The organism is Streptomyces sp. JLBJ103 (assembly GCF_058215575.1).
On sequence record NZ_CM177089.1, the window covers coordinates 7,235,103 to 7,252,096 of the forward strand.

Consider the following 16,994-nt stretch of genomic DNA (forward strand, 5'->3'; position numbering starts at 1 on the left):
ACCGCCCTGACACGGAGGAAGTCGTCATGTCCGTCGAGAACAGCTCCCGTTCCATGCTCGCGCGCGGTCTGTGTGTCCTCCGCTCCTTCCGGCCGGGTGAGCCGGAGCTGCCGTTATCCGAGATCGCCCGGCGGGCCGAGATGCCCAAGGCGACGGCCCACCGCATCATCGCCGAGCTGGTCAAGGAAGGCATGCTGGAGCGCGGCGAGCGGGGACTCAGGCTCGGCATGGGCCTGTTCATGCTGGGCGCCCGGGTCCCCCGGCAGCTGATGCTCCGCAACATCGCCGTCCCCTACGCGAAGCAGCTGCACGGCATCACCCGTGGCAGCGCGTTCGTCTTCATCGCCGACCCCACCGGGCCGGCCGCCGTCCTGGTGGACACCGTACGGCGTACCCACGGACCCGGTCACGGACCCGGTCACGGACCCGGTCACGGGCTCGGTCACGGGCTCGGTCACGGACTCGCCATGGAGGAGATGCGGGCCTCCGACCGGGCCGCGAACAGGATCTTCCACGCCTTCGGGGCCGAGGACGAGACGGTGGTGCGCGGGCACGCGGCCACCCCGGGGGCCGAGACGGCCCGGGTGCGGCACCAGGGCTTCGCGGCCGTCCGCGGCGCGTCCGGCGCGGTCGGTGTCGCCGCCCCGGTGCTGACGGCGTCCGGGGCGGCCGCCGGGGCACTGGCCGTCGCGGGGCCGCGGGCCCGGCTCGAAGTGGCCATGGTCGCCGCACACCTGAAGACCGCGTGCGCCGCGGTCTCCCGTGCCATGCAGCGCGATCCCGAGCTGGTCACGGCGTCCTGAGGCAGTGTTCCGGCTGCCGGAACGTCCGTTGAACCGGGCCCCGGGCGCTTGACAGGCTGACCCGGTCCGCGGAGCGCCGGGTCCCACGGGTCGTCGGGCGGGCCCCTTCGATGTCACCCCACGTTTCTGGCGGGCCTGTTGTTCCACCACCCCGTCACCCCTCTCGTGCGGCGCGTGAGGACGCGCGGCCGCCGTAGACCAGGAGCCGCCGGCGTACGCCGGAGCAGGACAGGAAGAGATGGCCATGCTGTCGATCGAACGCGACTCCCGCACCGTCGAGGACCTTCCCTACGAACTCGTCGAGCGCAAGGGGGTGGGCCACCCTGACACCATGTGCGACGCCATGGCGGAGCGCATGTCCCGCTACTACTCCCAGTACTGCCTGAAGGAGTTCGGCGGCGTCGCCCACCACTGGTTCGACAAGGTCACGCTCTACGGCGGCGGCGCGGACATCGACTTCGGCCGGGGTGAGATCACCTCCCCGTACCGCGTCAAGGTGTTCGGCAAGGGCGCCTACCGCGTCGGCTCCACCGAGATCCCGGTGCACGACATCATGTTCCGCGCCGCCGCCGACGTCCTCTCCGAGGTCACCACCGGCTTCCGGCCGGAACAACACCTGGTGATCGAGCTGGGCATCGTCGACCACCAGGGCTCGGGCCGCGGTGTCTCCCGCTACCAGCCGTCCTCCCCGGAGGACTTGGTGCCGCTGGGCGCCGCCGGACTCGTCTCCAACGACACCAACCTGCTGCACGGATACGCTCCGCTGTCCCGCCTGGAGAGCGTGGTTCTCGGCCTGGAGAACCTCATCAACGGCGCCGACTTCAAGAAGCGCCACGCCGACACCGGCTGGGACGTCAAGGTCTTCGGCAGCCGCCGCCAGGACGCGTTCAGCCTCGTGGTCAACATGCCCTTCCTCGCGGCCGGTATCGAGTCGATGGACCAGTACTGGGCCCGCAAGGCGGTCATCCAGCAGGAGCTGGAGGCGTATGTCGCCTCGCTCGGCATCCAGGACTGCCGCATGCTCATGAACGCCACCGACCGCAACGGCCGTCCGTACCTCACCGCGATCGGCTCGGTGGCCGACACCGGCGACGTGGGCGTCGTCGGCCGAGGCAACCGCGTCAACGGTCTCATCACCCCGATGCGCCCGATGAGCATCGAGGCTCCCGCTGGCAAGAATCCGCTCGACCACACCGGCAAGATCTACAACGTGATGGCCATGCGACTGGCCCGACGGGTCCACGAGCGGTTCGGCGGCCCCTCCCAGGTGCATATCTTCACCTCCAAGGAGGCTCCGCTGGAGCGCCCCGACGAGGTGGTCGTGACCTCCCCCGACGCGGACGAGGCCGCGCTGCGGGAGCTGGTGGAGCAAACGGTCGCAAGCTCCGGCGACCTGACGGCGGAACTCATCGAGTCGGGTGTCACGCTGTGGTGACCCCGGAGCGGGCCCGCTCCCTGTCGGCCGAGGCGCTGGACACCCGGAGCCGCGCCGACAGCGGCAGACCGGACACACCGGTCCCCGGGACCGGCAGTCATGTCGCGGTCCTCGTCAAGCCCGAGGTCATGAACGCCCCGCACGCGGCCGCCACTCTGGCGGAGGCGGTCGGGGCACTCGGCCGCCAGGATGTGGCCGTCCTTCGCTGCGCGGTGGTCCCGGCGGCGGACTTCGCCGCCCGCGGCGACCTGTTCCTGCACTACCCCCGACTGCACCGGGTGGCCGCGGACGGATCCGCCGCCCTGACCCCCGACGCCCGCGGCGCACTCGACGCCCTGCGGGAGCGCACGGACGTGGCCCAGGTCCTCGCGGCCTACGAGGCCATGGCCCACGGGGGCCTGTCCCCACGCGCGCTGGAAGAACGCTGCCGGGACGCGGGCATCCACAAGCTGGGTTCGGGTTCGTACGCCTCGGTCACCGAGGTGAACGGCCGGCCGGTGACGGTCCTCAACGGCTTCCTGCCAGCCCTGAGCGAGGGCTACCGCGCCCCGGCCTCCCTGGTCGGCCTGCTGGAGTGTCACAGCGAACGCTCCGTGGCGGAGCTGCGCGCCCATGTTCTCGGCGAGTTGCACCCGTTGCGGGCCCACCCCGGCTCACTGCGCGGCACCCTGGGCGCCGTGGCACGCGAGCACGGCATCGCCGTGTCGGAGGGACGCAACGCCGTGCACCTGTCGGCGGGCCATCTGGAAGGAATGTTCCAGAACTGGCGGTACTTCTCCGCCCGGGACGGGGACGGCCTGGACAGCACCCCCCTGGGCCGGTCCCTGGCGGGTGCCGGTGTGAACCTGGGCGACGTGGCCGCGCTGGCCGCCGACCGGGACCTCACCGACGGCACGGGGCGGACGCTGGCCCCGCACGGCGCGACCGAGAACCTGGACCGCGAAGAAGTTGTCCGCCTCGTCGGACACTGGGTCACCACCGCTAAGGAGTGGGCAGTATGAGGAGCCGGGAACGTGGACTCGCCGGACGCACCGCGATGGTCACCGGCGGAGCACAGGGCATCGGTGCGGCGGTCGTGGAGCGCCTGTGCTCCGAGGGCTGCCGGGTACTGGTCTTCGACAAGAGCGAGGAGCACGGCCGGGCCTCCGTCGCGACCTGGACCGCCCAGGGACACCAGGTCCATCTGGCGGTCGGCGACGTGATGGACGCCGGGGCGGTGACGGCGGCCTTCGACGGACTCCCGGAGGGCTGGCAGCGGCCGACGCTCCTGGTCAACCTCGCCGCCGGATTCGTCTTCAAGGGTCTGGAGGCGACCGCGGCGGAATGGCATGCCGCCCTCGACCCGACCATCATCGGACTCTCCCTGGTCACCCGTGAGTTCGTGGCGGGTCTCCCGGAGCGCGAGGCCGACGCGGCCATCGTGAACATGGCGTCGATCTCGGCGCACATCTCACAGAGCGGCTATCTGACCTACAACACCGGAAAGGCCGCCGTGCTCGGTTTCACCCGGTGCACGGCCGAGGAACTCGCCCCGCGCGGGATCCGCGTCAACTCGGTCAGTCCGGGCACCGTGTGGAACGCCAACAACGAGCGATTCCACCGCGAAGCACTGGGCCTTGACCGGGCTACGGCCGAGGCCGCTCCCGAACACGGCGGAAAGTTCCTGCTGAAGCGCTTCGCCGACCCCGAGGAGATCGCGGCACCGATCGCCTTCCTGCTCTCCTCCGAGGCGAGCTTCATCACGGGAACGGACCTGCCCGTCGACGGCGGATACCTGGCGGTGTGAGCCGGTGATCGACCTTCACACCCACCACAACCGGTGCGGACACGCCACCGGTTCGCTGCGCGACTACGTCACCGCCGCTCTGGACAAGGGGGTCAAGGTCCTCGGCCTGTCCGACCACACCCCCATGTTCGCCGAAGAAGCCGACCAGGCGCTGCCCCCGGTGGCGATGCCCAAGTCGGAGTTTCCCTCCTACATCGCCGAAGCGCTCGCCCTCAAGGAGGAGTTCGCCCACAGCATCGAGATCCTGGTCTCCACCGAGGCGGACTTCTTCCAGGGCCGAATGGACCCCTACTCGAAGGCGCTGGGCAGGTACCCGCTGGACTATGTGATCGGCTCGGTCCACATGTTCGAGGGCCGTGACATCTTCGACACCACCCGCTGGGAGAACATCGAGGACGGCGAACTGGCCGCGGTCAAAGGACGGTACTTCCGCGCCATCGCGGAGTGTGCCCGCTCCGGGCTCTTCCAGGTCATGGGGCATGTGGACGCACTCAAGGGCAACCACCCGAAGCTCGGGGCCGTCCCGGCGCCCGCCGCGGCGGACGAGATGCTCCGGGCGATCCGCGACTCCGGCGCCGTGATGGAGATCAACACCTCCGGCAACACCAAGATGTGCGGCGGCTGGTACCCCGAACACGACCTCCTCGAGCGCGCACACCACTTCGGAGTGCCCATCACCTTCGCCTCCGACGCGCATGTCCCCGAGCGGATCTGCGACCAGTACCCGGAGGTGGTCCGGGTACTGCACGACATCGGGTTCCGCACCTGGACGGTGTTCCGCCGCGGTACGCCCCGCACCCTCTCACTGGCCTGACGCCCCGGCGCAGCCCGCCGGTCCGGGCTCGTACCCCCGGCCGGCCGGGGCGCCCGCGCGTCCGGGCGTGGCGCGGCTTTGAACCACTCGGCAGGCAGTCGACTCACTCGGTGAACGAGAAGTGGCCGTTCTTCCTGGCGTGTATCTGCAACCTGGTGAACGCGAACGCGGCCGCGCCCAGCCAGCACGCGCCGGCCAGCACCGCCCAGCCCGCGCGCAGGGCGACCTCACCCGCACCGGCATGAGCGGCCACCCCCCGGACCCCGGCCAGCGTGTGGGTGAGGGGCAGGGATTGCGCCAGCACGCCCACCCAGTCGGGCCAGAACGACACCGGCACCTGCACACCGCAGATCGCCATCATCACCAGGTAACCGACGTTGGACACGATGTTCCGCGCGTTGGACGCGGACAGCACGAACGCCGCCAGGAACAGCCCTACGCAGTAGGTGGACACGGCGGTGAGCAGGACGAGCCCGACCAGCACCGGCACCTGCCCCGGTGACCAGGTGACACCGAACAGCGGGCCCAGACCCAGGAGCGCCACCAGGGAGGTGACCGTCCCGCTGACCGGCCACTGGAGGCTCCGGCCGAAGAACACCCAGATGAGCCGGGCGGGCGAGGCCGCCAGCAGCGGCAACGTTCCCTGTCGGCGCTCCCAGGCACTGGAGGTGACGACCGTCATCGCCTCCACCACGCAGGTCATCACGGAATTGCCGACGACCAGATAGTGAGCCGAGGCGGACGAGTGGAGAGCCAGGCCCATGGTGGCGAAGAAGGTGACCTGAGCCAGCATCCGGCCCAGCCAGCCGAAGGTCCAGCTCCGCCATGTGTAGGTGGCGCGGAAGTCGGCCACCGCGTTGGCGGCGCTGTAGCGGACCACATGGAAGGACGAGGTCAATGCGGACAACGAGGCTCCTCGTCGGTGGTGAGGTTCATGTCAGCGCAAGCGTGCCGGTGCGCCTGACTCTGCGCAGGATCGCGCCGATCAGCAGTGCTCCCGATACCGCACCCGCCATGCCCAGTCCGACGATGGCGGCCAGACCCGTCCACCAGTGTCCGGCCGGACCGGAAACCGAGGCACGCAGCAGATCCGAGCTCCAGGACAGGAACACCAGGCGGCTCAGCGGACGCAGCCAGCCGGGCAGATCGGCCACCGGCACCAGCAGCCCGCCCAGCAAATAGAACGGATAGGTCAGGGTGTTCTGGAGCACGCGGGCTGAGGGCATCAGGACGAACGCCGCGGAGAGCAGGCTCGCCGTGCCCGCCATGGCCAGCGACGAACACACCAGACACGACACGAACACCAGCGGATGCGCGATGGTCAGCACCACCCCGAAACACGCCCACGCCACCAGCCACGATTCGGCGAAACAGACCAGGGCGACCGAGGCGACCGCGGTCAGCCTGCCCAGCACCACGGTGGCGAACCGGGCCGGAGTCGCCACGATCGCCTCCAGCGTTCCACGGTTGCGGTCCTGACTGATCAGGTCGCCGGCGGTGAGCAGGGCCAGTGACCACAGCGACATCAGAACGGGCGCGAGCACCGCGGACGCCGTGAAATCAGGCCGGTGCGCATGCACTCCGATGGAGACGAAGACCAGCGTGAACAGCGGTGCCGTGACCAGGACATGCACGGTGTCCGGTTTGCGACGGGCCAGCGCCAGCTGGAACCGGAACGCCGCGGTGAAAACCCTCATGAGCGCACCGCCATCCCGCGTCGCCCGATGTAGTGCAGATACACGTCCTCGAGACTGGGCCGCACCGTGCCCAGGGAGGTGACTCCGGCATTCACCAGCACCTGGAGCACCTGTCGGGTGACATCGGACGATTCGGTGTCCACCCGCAGCCGTCCCGCGGGCAGTCTCTTCACGGCGGCCACCCCGGACAGTTCGGAGATCTCGCGGACGGCACTCTCCGGTACGTCCTCCGCCTCCACCGATTCAAGAGTGCTGAGCCCTGCGGAGAGTTCGCTGGGGCGCTCGGTTGCCAGCAGTGTTCCCTTGTCCATCAGCGTGACCTGGTCGCACACCGCCTCGGCCTCGGCCATGTCGTGGGTGGTCAGCAATACCGTGCGTCCCTCGAGACGCAACTGCTCGACGAGGGAACGGAAGTCGTGTGCGGCGACCGGGTCCATTCCGCTGGTGGGTTCGTCGAGCAGCAGCACCTGGGGGTCGGCGACCATGCCCCGCGCGAGGTGCAGCCGCTGCTTCATGCCGCGCGAGAACCCATCCACCCGCTCCTCCGCGCGATCGGCCAGGCCGACCCGTTCCAGCAAGGTGTCCACCTGGCGGTGCAGCGCGGCACCGTGCACGCCGTGCAGCGCGCCCCAGAGATTGAGGTTGGCACGCGCGTCCAGCCTGCCGTAGAGCCCGCGGTCACCGCCGAAGACCACCCCCACCGACTTCTTGACCGCCACCGGGTCCGTCGCCACATCGTGCCCCAGGACCCTGGCGCTGCCGGCGGAGGGCAGCAGCACAGTGCAAAGGATCTTGCACAGTGTGGTCTTGCCCGCGCCGTTGGGGCCGAGAAGGCCGTGTATCTCTCCCCGGGCCACGGTCAGATCGATCCGGTCCAGTGCGGTGATCTGCCGAGCGTTCCGGCCCCGGCCACGCTCATACACCCGCAGGAGCCCCCGCACCTCCACCGCGGGCTCCGCGGTGCCGACACCGTCCACGTCGCTCATCCCTCGATCCGGGTCAGTGCCGCCATGGCGGCGGAGTAGCTCTCGTGTGACACGGTCGCCTCGCCGACCAGCAGGTAGTCGCCGATCGGCGTGCACAGCAGATGGCTGCCGTCCACCACCTCGTGGCGCGCCGCCCGCCAGCCGGAGCGGTCCTGCGGGGGGTCCGGCCGCAAGACCATGCCGTACACCGGCAGGCCCGCGTCCAGGCGTTCGCGGACATCGACCGGTTGCGGGTCGGGGCGGGTGTCGGGGGTGTTCTTCCGCAACGCGCGCTCGTGTTCGGCCGGTTCGCGCAGTGCTTCCAGCAGACCGGTGACCTCAGGCGCGGAGGTGTGCGGTCGGACCAGCTCCAGCAGTTCGACCAGCTCCGGGGCACGCCGGTGACCGGCGATGAGCCGTGCGGTGACGACGGGGTCCAGATCCGTGCGCTCCAGGAGGAAGCACACGTCCAGTATGTCCTTGGGGGAGTAGGGACGCTGGAAACGCTCCTCGGCCAGGGCGAGCAGATCGGCAAGGCGTGGATCGGACGGCAGCTCGGGGATGGCCGGGACCGTGCCGAAATCACCGGCGTACGGCAGTGTGCCGATCTCGATGTTGTGGTCCCGCTCCATCATCGGATCGTCGGTGGGCCACAGCAGCCCCAGCTGTACGTGTACCTGGTCGGCGTGCGGGATGAGCGACAGATCGATCGTATCCACGTCTCTGCGGGCACACACCACACGCGCCGCGGCCCAAAGATCCGCCTCGGATGCGGCAATCACATCCAGATCACCGACGGGGCGCACCACCGATTCCGGATAGTACGCGGCCAGCGAGGGGCCCTTGACCGTCCGTACGTCGGCCGCCTCGGCCATGGCGTCGAACAGTTCGGCGTACCCCGCGGCGCGCAGGCGAGCGCGGTGGAGTTCGTCCCGGCTGCCGCTGCCCAGGGGAACACCGGCAGCGGCGGCCGCTGAGATCGCCAGCGCCGTGTGGCTCTGCGCGAACGAGCGAGCCCCGCGCACCAGGGCGCGCACACCGTCGTCGGGGGAGAGGCCGTACAGCCTCCGCAGTGTGTCCAGGTGCAGTGTCACGAGTCCGCCCGCCAGAAGCAGTGTGTGGGCACCCATCCGCGTCGGCCCAGGGAGTTCAGTACATGGCTCGCGTGGTCCCGCTCCTCGTCCTCCACGGCATGGACCACGTGGCCCACCAGCGGCAGACCGGCGGCTTGGGCCCGGTGCGCCGCCGCCGCGGTCAGTGCGGCGAGCGCGTCGCGCTGGGCCGGCCCTGGTTCGACCAGGACATCGACGAGTTCGCCGCATGCCTGACCGGTAACCTCGTCCGCCGTGTCGTTGAGCAGCGTGGCGTGGCCGATCGGTTTCCCCTCCAGGACGTACAGCAGGGACACCCGGTCGGGCCGGTCAAGCACCGACTCCGCGGCCTCCAGGGCGGCCTCCCGGGAGACGGGTGCGCCGGTCTGGGTGCCGGCGGTCCGGAAGGCCCGCACGAGCCACTCCCGGACCAGGTCGTCCCCCACCGCGTCGGATGCGCGCACGGCCTCGTGCACGGCCTTGTCCGCGGCCTTGTCCGCGGCCTCGTTCACGGACTCAGCCACACTGGTCAGCTGCACGTAGGTCATCTGCCGGCGCCACGGCTCGGGCAACTCCAGGTCCGCCGGTGTCCGCAACACCATCGCGGTGGTGACGGAGGAGTCCGCCCCCCGCGCACGCAGGCGGGTCAGCAGGCGGGGGTCCTCGATCAGCGCCCGGTCGGCGTACTCCACCAGCGTCTGCCGCGCTCCGGTGACCGGATCGGTGTGCGCTCCGGCGACGTAGTGGTGACCGTCGAGGGTGTGCAGCAGACCCGCGGCGTCGGCGGCCTTGAGATAGCCAGGGTCCGGGGCCGTCATCGTGGCTCCGGTCGGACGGTGACGCGCAGATCGTCCGCGATCCGTCCGGCGGCCCGGCGGACGTCGTCGACGGTGACGGAATCGAGTTCCTTGAGCTCCTGCGTGAGCGACCAGTCCGGTCGCCCCGCGCGGATCCGCTGTGCCACCAGCTTCGCGCGCTCCAGAGGTGTTTCCCAGTCCAGCACCATGCTCATGCATGCCTGCCGCCGGGCGATCTCCAGTTCGGCCGGTGTCGGCCCGACACGGGCCATCTGGTCCAGCAGTTGCCTGACGATGCCCACCAACTGGTCCGCATGACGGGGTTCGACACCGGCGAGCAGTCGCCACACCCCGGTGTCGGCGTAGCCGCGGCTCCACGCCTGGAAGGCGTAGGACAAGCCGTTCTCGTTGCGCACGGCGCGGTAGAACAGCGACGCCGGGCTGGAGCCGAGCAGTTTGGCCAGCACGCGGTAGGAGAGCCTGTCCGGGTCGCCCGCACGCGGTGCGAGCCCTCCGCAGCAGACCCAGCAGAACTCCTCCTCGAGCGGCCACCGCGGCATCTCTTTGCGGGGGGCGACAGGTACGGCCGACGCGGGAGGTACCGCGACGGCGGTGGCCGACGGCGCGCCGACCAGTGGCTCCGGGACGCGGGGCCCCACCACGACCAGCGTCATGGGGGCGGTGAGGAAACCGTCGCGGTAGGCGGTGCGCACCTCATCCAGACTCAGCGCGGCCAGTTCCTCGGGTATCCCTCCGACCGGTCGGCCGAGGCCCTGGTCTCCGAACAGATCGGCGAGGAAGGCGTCCTGCACCACATCACTGGGGTCCGCGGCGGCCGCGGTGAGCTCCTGCAACACCACGTTCCGCTCGCTGTCCAGCAGATCCTGGGACCACTGCGGGTCGCCCACCGTGCGCTGGAGGAGTTCGGCGGTGAGGTCCGCGTCGTCCGCGTGCACCTGGGCGTAGCACAGGATGGTGTCCAGCCCGGTCTGCGCGTTGGCATGGCCGCCCTGGCGCTCGACGTGTTCGCAGAAGGAGATGCCGTCGGTCACGGGCGCCGACATCAGCAGGTGTTCCAGCAGATGCGCGATACCACCGCCGGTCGCGGGATCGTCCCGGGCTCCGTGCGCGGCGGCGAGACAGAAGCTGGTGGTCTGCAACCGTTCGTCGGTGAGCGCCATCACGGGCAGCCGCAGGTCGATGGTCATGGGCGTCTCCTTGGCCGGCGGATCTCAGCTGAGCGGGCTGCCGCGGGGAGGCAGCTGCCTCCCCGCGGCAGCCCTTGCGTCACTTCGTCTTGATCTTGTCCAGGCGCGGACGCAGCAGGGAAACGTGGTTGCGAGTCATAACGAGCTCCTTTTGTGTTCGAATGAACAGTCCGGTCCGGTGAACCGGACACGTGATTTTTTCTACCAGCGGGTCGAATATTTGCGGCGCGGCGTTCCGCGCAGCGGAACCACGGCCAGTAAAGAGTTGGCACGCACTGCCGAACGCACTGCCGGGGGCCGCGGGAAGGGTGGTGTCCCCTCCCGCGGCCCCCTCGAGACCCCGGCGGCTGTGCGCGCCTCGGCCGTCACCCGCGGACGCCTCCGCGGCCCCCGACCACCGGCCGGCCGAGCTCGGCCGGCCCTCAGCCGAGATGGCTGCGTTGATCAACAAAAAAAGTTCGGGCCGCGATGTCGAGAACCCGTGACCGGCTCCGTCCCCGAGGTGAACGTGACCACAATGGGTCGCACCCATACCGAGGAGAAACACGATGGCCAAGTACTTGCTGCTGAAGCACTACCGCGGAGCCCCGGCCGCGGTGAACGATGTGCCCATGGATCAGTGGACGCCGGAGGAGATCTCGGCGCACGTGCAGTACATGCACGACTTCGCGGCCCGGCTGGAGACCACGGGCGAGTTCGTCGACGGTCAGGCGCTCGCCCCCGAGGGGATGTGGGTCCGGTACGACGGTGAGGGGCGCCCGCCGGTCACCGACGGTCCGTTCGCCGAGACCAAGGACCTCATCGCCGGCTGGATGGTGATCGACGTCGACAGCTACGAGCGCGCCATCGAGCTGGCCGGGGAACTGTCGGCCGCCCCCGGGGCGGGCGGGGAGCCGATCCACGAGTGGCTCGAGGTCCGCCCGTTCCTGGTCGCGTCGCCCACCACCACGGAGTGCCCTCATTGATGAACGAGGCCCTGCTCCGGAGCCTCACGCCGAGCGTGCTCGCCATCCTCGTCCGCCGCGGAGCCGACTTCGCGGCGGCCGAGGACGCCGTGCAGGACGCGCTGGTCGAGGCGGTCCGCGTCTGGCCCGCCGATCCGCCGCGGGATCCGAAGGGCTGGCTGATCACCGTGGCCTGGCGCCGGTTCCTCGACGCGACCCGGGCGGACGCCGCCCGCCGCCGGCGTGAGGACCTCCTCGACGAGGAGCCGCCGCCCGGGCCCGCTCCCGCGGTGGACGACACGCTCCAGCTCTACTTCCTGTGCGCCCACCCGTCGCTGACGCCGTCGTCCGCGGTCGCGCTCACCCTGCGCGCCGTCGGCGGACTCACCACCCGTCAGATCGCCCAGGCGTATCTGGTGCCCGAGGCGACCATGGCGCAGCGCATCAGCCGTGCCAAGCGCACCGTCTCCGACGTGCGATTCGACCAGGCCGGCGACGTCGCCACCGTGCTGCGCGTCCTCTACCTGGTCTTCAACGAGGGGTACTCCGGCGACGTCGACCTCGCCGCCGAGGCCATCCGGCTCACCCGGCAGCTCGCCGCCGCGATCGACCACCCCGAGGTGGCGGGACTGCTCGCCCTCATGCTGCTCCACCACGCCCGGCGCGCCACCCGGACCGCACCCGACGGCAGCCTGGTACCGCTCGCCGAGCAGGACCGCGGCCGGTGGGACACGACGTCGATCGCCGAGGGCATCGAGATCCTTCAGGCGGCCCTCGCCCGCGACCGGCTGGGCGAGTTCCAGGCCCAGGCCGCCATCGCGGCGCTCCACGCCGACGCCCCCACCGCCGAGGAGACCGACTGGGTGCAGATCGTCGAGTGGTACGACGAGCTCGTGCGCCTGACCGACAGCCCGGTCGTCCGGCTCAACCGCGCGGTGGCCGTCGGCGAGGCCGACGGACCGCGCGCCGGGCTGGCGGCGCTCGCGGCGCTGGACTCCTCAGTGCCCCGCCACGCCGCGGTGGCGGCGTACCTCCACGAGCGCGACGGCGACCTGGCGACGGCGGCACGGTTGTATGCCGAGGCGGCCCACAACGCACCCAACCTCGCCGAGCGCGACTACCTGACGCGCCAGGCCGCCCGGCTCAACGCCCGCCGGTGACGCTGACGGGGCGCGCTCGGATCTTCCCGCGGCGTTGCGGCCGCGGGCCCATCGAACGTCGCTCGACGACGACATCCTGCGTGAAGGGCGGGCGTCGCCGACCGGCCTGTGGATCAGGCATGCCCGGTGCCCCCGCCCCCGGCCGCCATTTCCGCGCGCAGCCGCAGGACCAGGGCTGACATCGTCCGCGCGGTACGGAAGTTGTCCAGCCGCAGGTCCTTTCCGACGATCCGGATCCCGTACTCCTTCTCCAGATGGACGATGAGCTGCATGGCGAACATGGACGACACCAGCCCGGAGCCGAAAAGGTCCTGATCGGGGGCAGGGCGACTGTTCGTCCGCTCTTCCAGGTGGTCCAGCAGAGCCGCCTCCAGCGTCTCCGCGCTCAGCGGCGCGGAAGGGCCGGCGGTCTGGTCGGTACTCACGACAGTGCCTTTCCGTAGAGGTAGAAGCCCCGGCCGCTCTTCCGGCCAAGTTCACCGGCGCGCACCTTCTCCAGCAGCGGTTCGCACGGTCGGCAGCTCTCGTCGCCGGTTCGCTGGTAGAGGGAGTTGAGCGAGTCGACGAGGTTGTCGATCCCGATCAGATCCGCCGTACGCAGCGGCCCCGTCGGGTGCCCCAGACGCCCTGCACCAACGTGTCCACCGCTTCGGGCGTGGCGGTACCGCGACCGACGATGTCGGCCGCCGCGTTGATCATCGGATGCAGCAGGCGGCTGGTGACGAAGCCGGGCGCGTCCCGTACGACGACGGGCTGCCGCTCCAGCGCCGCCAGCAGCGAGTCGACGCGCTCCAGCGTGGCCTCGCCGGTGCGGGGGCCGCGGATCACCTCGGCCATCCTGATCAGGTAGGGCGGATTCATGAAATGCGTGCCGACCAGATCCTCCGGCCGAGGCACACAGGACGCCAGCTCGTCGATCGGGATACCGGAGGTGTTGGACACCAGCGGTGTATCCGGACGGCCGCAGCGGCCTCCGTCAGCGCTGCGGACTTCGCCTCGGGCGACTCGGTGACCGCCTCGATGACGACGGTGGCATCAGCGGCCTCGACCGCGTCCCGCACGGAACCGCCCGTCACCAACTCGCCCACCGGGCGGCCCTCGGGCAGCGCCTCCATCAGCTGGGCATGCCGGAGTTGCGCCGACACACGCCCCTCCGCCTGCCCGAGCGCCACCGGATCCACATCCACCAGCACGGTGCGCACACCATGGCCCAGGGCCAGAGCGGCGATCCCGGTACCCATCACACCGGCGCCGAGGATGACCAGGCGGTGGCCGAGCCAGCCGGGGGACGCCTCGGGGGACTCCTCGGGGGACGCCTCGGGGAACTCCGAGGCGTCCGGAGGGAGTTCCGGCGCGACCCCGGTCACGCCGACTCCAGTGTGGCGGCCGAACGCCCACGACACCGCCGAGGTGCCGGGGGACCACTGCACGATGATCGGCGAGTACGCGGACCGCACCGCCGCGCAGGTGCACCGCTGGCTCGCCACCCGGGCGGCAATCCCCGCCGCCTGCCCCGTACGCATACCAGACCCAGCCACCAGCCCCGACGACCGGAGGACAACCCGCCCATGACCACCCCCGAGTACCGCCGCCCCGGCTCCGTCGCCCCCCCGAACTCCGCCGCACCGGCGGCTACGCCGACCTGCTCCGCAAGGAGGACGGCCAGTGGCGCATCGCCCGCCGCTGACTGCACCTGACCGAACTACCGCTTCCGGAGGCGGTGATGGGCGGGAGGCCACAGCCTGACGATGGGGGTCACTGACGAGGGAACGCGCGCTGCGGCGCCGGTACGCTTTCGTTGCTCAACTGCGTTGCGCAGCGGCACCCTTCCGGCAGTCGGGTAGCTTGCCGGGGGGAGACCGGGTGGGAAGTCATCGACCGGGTCCGCCCTTCGTCGTCCCCCGTGTCCGCGCACGCAGTCATCGAGCAGGAGAGCACAGTGGCCACCACAGCCCCGCAAGGCGCCCCCGTCCCGTCACCCGGGCCCGGTGCCGCGCCCCTGCCACCGGAGCTCGACCCGGCGGCCGTCAAGCGGTGGCGCTCCTCCTCGGGGGTGGTGATCGACCTGCTGGCCCAGGCGCGTGAGCTCGGCGGGGTCGCCGCGGTGCGTCTCGGCACGCGCCCCACGGTGCTGGTCACCGACCCGGGCGCGGCTCAGCACGTCCTGGCCCTGCGTCCGGACCGCTACGTCAAGCGCTCGCATCGGGCCCGCGTGCTGGTCGGAGACGGGGTGCTCGCGGCCACCGGCGAACCGTGGAAGCGACAGCGCCGCCTGCTCCAGGCCGAGTTCACCGGAGCGGGGATCGCTCGCTACGAGCAGCGGATCGTCGGTGCCGCGCGCCGCGCCGCCGACCACTGGGCACAGTGCGCCCGTACGGGCACGCCGACCGACGTCGGCGAGGACATGCGCTTCTTCGCACTGGACACCATCTGGCGCTCCCTCACCGGCCACCCCCTCGACGAGACCACGAACCGCGAACTCGCGTCCGTCGAGGCGGTGGGGGCCGCGCTTCCGGCCACCCCCTCCGCGTCGGCCGACGCGGCCGAGCTGCGTGCCGCCGTGGCAGCGGACCTCGCCAGGATCGACGCCGTGGCCGCATACGCGATCGCCGCCGCCCATCGAGGAGAGGCGGGACCGGAGGGCCCCGGCCTGCTGCGCGTCCTGGTGGACGCCGGAGAGACCCGGCCCGAATACACCGACCAGCTGATCCGCGACGAACTGGTCACCCTGCTCGCCGCCGGTCACGAGACCACCGCAACAACGTTGACCTGGCTGTATCTGCTGCTCGACCGCCATCCCGAAGCCCGCCAGTGGGCCCTGGACGCGGGAGCCCCGGGCTCGCCCGAGCGCGCGACGGCCATCCGGGCTCTCGCCTCGGAGACCTTGCGGCTCTATCCGCCGGTATGGCTGACTCCCCGTCACGCCATCGAGGACGACACCCTGGCCGACTATCGCATTGAGGCCGGAACCGACATCTTCGTATGCCCGTACCTCACCCACCGCGACCCGTCGCTGTGGCCCGAGCCCGAGCGGTTCGACCCCGAGCGGTTCATCGCGCGGGACGAGGACCGCCGCTCCTCCCGGCACGGCGCGTACATCCCCTTCGGCCTCGGCGCCCGTGCCTGCCTGGGCGCGCAGTTCGCCATGCGCGAGACGACCGTGCTCCTGGAACATCTGCTGCCCGCCTTCACTCCTTCCTTCCACACCCTCCCGACCTCCGCCTACTTCGGGATCACCGTCCGCCCGGACGGTCCGACACCCGCCTCCATCACGCCCGTTCCGGAGTGCTCATAGCACCCGAGACATCGAAACCCGGTGGTGATCGGAGCGGAGCGCGTGTCATGCTGAGGCCACTCGAAGGGGTGTAGCTCAGAGGCCAGAGCGCCGGTCTCCAAAACCGGATGCCGCAGGTTCGACTCCTGTCACCCCTGCCGATCGAGCGGCCTGAACCGATCGCACACGGCGAAACGGGGGCCGGACGATCTCCTCGTCCGGCCCCCGTTCACCCGTACCTATCGGACGGCCGTGGCGCCGCGCAGCGCCTCACGGATCACCGCGATCACCTCAGCCGCGCGCGGGCTGAGGTAGAAGTGGCCGCCGCGGAACACCTGGATGTCGAACGCGGCGGTCGTGTGGGCACGCCACGCGTCGGCTTCCGGGACCGTCGTCTTCGGGTCGTTGTCGCCCACCAGGGCCGTGACCGGGCAGTCGATGGTGGCGTCCACGGGACTGTATGTCTCGATGGCGCGGTAGTCGCTGCGGATGGCCGGCAGCACCATCCGCAGCAGTTCCTCGTCACCGAGCACCTGGGCGTCGGTGCCGCTCATGGACTTCAGCTCGGCCACGATCCCGTCGTCGTCCCGCTGGTGGACGTTCTCCAAGCGGTGCGTGGACGGTGCGCGCCTGCCGGAGGCGAACAGCATCGCGGGCGTGTGGCCACGACGCTGGAGCCTGCGGGTGACCTCGAACGCGAGGATCGCGCCCATGCTGTGCCCGAAGAACACCACGGGCCGGTCGAATAACGGCGCCACCACGGGAGCGATCCGGTCGGCCAGCACACCGATGTCGTCCAGGTTCGGTTCGGTCCGCCGGTCCTGGCGGCCGGGGTACTGGAGGGTCGCCACGTCGCAGTCGTTCTCCAGCGCGCCCGAGACGGGGAAGTAGAAGCTCGCCGATCCGCCCGCGTGCGGGAAGCACACCAGCCGGACCGGGGCGTTCGGTGTGGGGTGGAACCGGCGGAGCCAGAGGTCACTGGCGTCGGCAACTGCCATGTTCATTGTCCATTCTGGTTGT

The 16,994-nt window shown here is 70.7% G+C and carries 16 protein-coding genes, 1 tRNA gene and 1 pseudogene; 9 read left to right on the forward strand and 9 right to left on the reverse strand.

What is annotated here, in order from left to right:
* The first annotated feature begins 26 nt into the window (after positions 1 to 26).
* The 5 genes from AC4BEG_RS31635 (at position 27) to AC4BEG_RS31655 (ending at position 4,838) form a co-directional block, all read left to right on the forward strand.
* A complete protein-coding gene (locus AC4BEG_RS31635; protein WP_490703084.1) occupies positions 27 to 803 on the forward strand; it encodes a helix-turn-helix domain-containing protein in 777 nt (258 codons plus the stop codon).
* A gap of 244 nt (positions 804 to 1,047) precedes the next feature.
* The gene (locus AC4BEG_RS31640; RefSeq protein ID WP_490703085.1) at positions 1,048 to 2,238 is read left to right on the forward strand and encodes a methionine adenosyltransferase; all 1,191 of its coding nucleotides are present in this window, start codon (positions 1,048 to 1,050) and stop codon (positions 2,236 to 2,238) included.
* Entirely contained in the window at positions 2,232 to 3,239 is a 1,008-nt protein-coding gene (locus tag AC4BEG_RS31645; RefSeq protein ID WP_490703086.1) for a hypothetical protein, read from the forward strand. The genes AC4BEG_RS31640 and AC4BEG_RS31645 overlap by 7 nt, the downstream gene beginning before the upstream one ends.
* The gene (locus tag AC4BEG_RS31650) at positions 3,236 to 4,024 is read left to right on the forward strand and encodes an SDR family NAD(P)-dependent oxidoreductase (RefSeq protein WP_490703087.1); all 789 of its coding nucleotides are present in this window, start codon (positions 3,236 to 3,238) and stop codon (positions 4,022 to 4,024) included. Before AC4BEG_RS31645 ends, AC4BEG_RS31650 begins: the two co-directional genes overlap by 4 nt.
* 4 nt (positions 4,025 to 4,028) lie before the next feature.
* Complete coding sequence (locus AC4BEG_RS31655) at positions 4,029 to 4,838, forward strand: histidinol-phosphatase (protein WP_490703088.1); 810 nt, start codon at positions 4,029 to 4,031, stop codon at positions 4,836 to 4,838.
* Positions 4,839 to 4,941: 103 nt separating this feature from the next.
* On the opposite strand, the gene AC4BEG_RS31660 is transcribed toward AC4BEG_RS31655, so the two are convergent.
* From AC4BEG_RS31660 to AC4BEG_RS31685, 6 genes are read right to left on the reverse strand one after another with little or no spacing between them, the layout of a single operon-like run.
* Positions 4,942 to 5,745: an ABC transporter permease gene (locus tag AC4BEG_RS31660; RefSeq protein WP_490703089.1), complete on the reverse strand. Its 804-nt coding sequence runs from the start codon at positions 5,743 to 5,745 to the stop codon at positions 4,942 to 4,944.
* A 25-nt stretch (positions 5,746 to 5,770) separates the two neighbouring features.
* Positions 5,771 to 6,535: an ABC transporter permease gene (locus AC4BEG_RS31665; protein ID WP_490703090.1), complete on the reverse strand. Its 765-nt coding sequence runs from the start codon at positions 6,533 to 6,535 to the stop codon at positions 5,771 to 5,773.
* Positions 6,532 to 7,521, reverse strand: a complete 990-nt coding sequence (locus tag AC4BEG_RS31670; protein ID WP_490703091.1) for an ABC transporter ATP-binding protein — start codon at positions 7,519 to 7,521, stop codon at positions 6,532 to 6,534. The genes AC4BEG_RS31665 and AC4BEG_RS31670 overlap by 4 nt, the downstream gene beginning before the upstream one ends.
* Complete coding sequence (locus AC4BEG_RS31675) at positions 7,518 to 8,594, reverse strand: hypothetical protein (RefSeq protein WP_490703092.1); 1,077 nt, start codon at positions 8,592 to 8,594, stop codon at positions 7,518 to 7,520. Before AC4BEG_RS31675 ends, AC4BEG_RS31670 begins: the two co-directional genes overlap by 4 nt.
* Positions 8,591 to 9,409 carry a hypothetical protein gene (locus AC4BEG_RS31680; protein ID WP_490703093.1) on the reverse strand — a complete coding sequence of 273 codons (819 nt, stop codon included), beginning with the start codon at positions 9,407 to 9,409 and terminating at the stop codon, positions 8,591 to 8,593. The genes AC4BEG_RS31675 and AC4BEG_RS31680 overlap by 4 nt, the downstream gene beginning before the upstream one ends.
* Entirely contained in the window at positions 9,406 to 10,596 is a 1,191-nt protein-coding gene (locus AC4BEG_RS31685; RefSeq protein ID WP_490703094.1) for a M16 family metallopeptidase, read from the reverse strand. The genes AC4BEG_RS31680 and AC4BEG_RS31685 overlap by 4 nt, the downstream gene beginning before the upstream one ends.
* Before the next feature lie 548 nt (positions 10,597 to 11,144).
* Between AC4BEG_RS31685 and AC4BEG_RS31690 the strand changes: the two genes are divergently transcribed.
* Both AC4BEG_RS31690 and AC4BEG_RS31695 read left to right on the forward strand, forming a co-directional pair.
* Positions 11,145 to 11,561, forward strand: a complete 417-nt coding sequence (locus tag AC4BEG_RS31690; RefSeq protein ID WP_490703095.1) for a YciI family protein — start codon at positions 11,145 to 11,147, stop codon at positions 11,559 to 11,561.
* The gene (locus AC4BEG_RS31695; protein ID WP_490703096.1) at positions 11,561 to 12,700 is read left to right on the forward strand and encodes an RNA polymerase sigma factor; all 1,140 of its coding nucleotides are present in this window, start codon (positions 11,561 to 11,563) and stop codon (positions 12,698 to 12,700) included. The genes AC4BEG_RS31690 and AC4BEG_RS31695 overlap by 1 nt, the downstream gene beginning before the upstream one ends.
* A gap of 113 nt (positions 12,701 to 12,813) precedes the next feature.
* Here the strand turns inward: AC4BEG_RS31695 and AC4BEG_RS31700 are convergent, their stop codons facing one another.
* Positions 12,814 to 13,125 carry an acyl carrier protein gene (locus tag AC4BEG_RS31700; protein WP_490703097.1) on the reverse strand — a complete coding sequence of 104 codons (312 nt, stop codon included), beginning with the start codon at positions 13,123 to 13,125 and terminating at the stop codon, positions 12,814 to 12,816.
* Positions 13,122 to 14,223 (reverse strand): annotated as a pseudogene (locus AC4BEG_RS31705) (3-hydroxyacyl-CoA dehydrogenase family protein). Before AC4BEG_RS31705 ends, AC4BEG_RS31700 begins: the two are co-directional and overlap by 4 nt.
* Before the next feature lie 476 nt (positions 14,224 to 14,699).
* On the opposite strand from AC4BEG_RS31705, the gene AC4BEG_RS31710 reads away from it, so the two are divergent.
* Positions 14,700 to 15,995 carry a cytochrome P450 gene (locus tag AC4BEG_RS31710; protein ID WP_490707269.1) on the forward strand — a complete coding sequence of 432 codons (1,296 nt, stop codon included), beginning with the start codon at positions 14,700 to 14,702 and terminating at the stop codon, positions 15,993 to 15,995.
* 64 nt (positions 15,996 to 16,059) lie between these two features.
* A tRNA-Trp gene (locus AC4BEG_RS31715) sits at positions 16,060 to 16,132 on the forward strand.
* A gap of 81 nt (positions 16,133 to 16,213) precedes the next feature.
* Here AC4BEG_RS31715 and AC4BEG_RS31720 read toward each other — a convergent pair.
* On the reverse strand, positions 16,214 to 16,972 hold the full coding sequence (locus AC4BEG_RS31720) for a thioesterase II family protein (protein ID WP_490703098.1): 759 nt from the start codon (positions 16,970 to 16,972) through the stop codon (positions 16,214 to 16,216).
* Positions 16,973 to 16,994 lie beyond the last annotated feature (22 nt).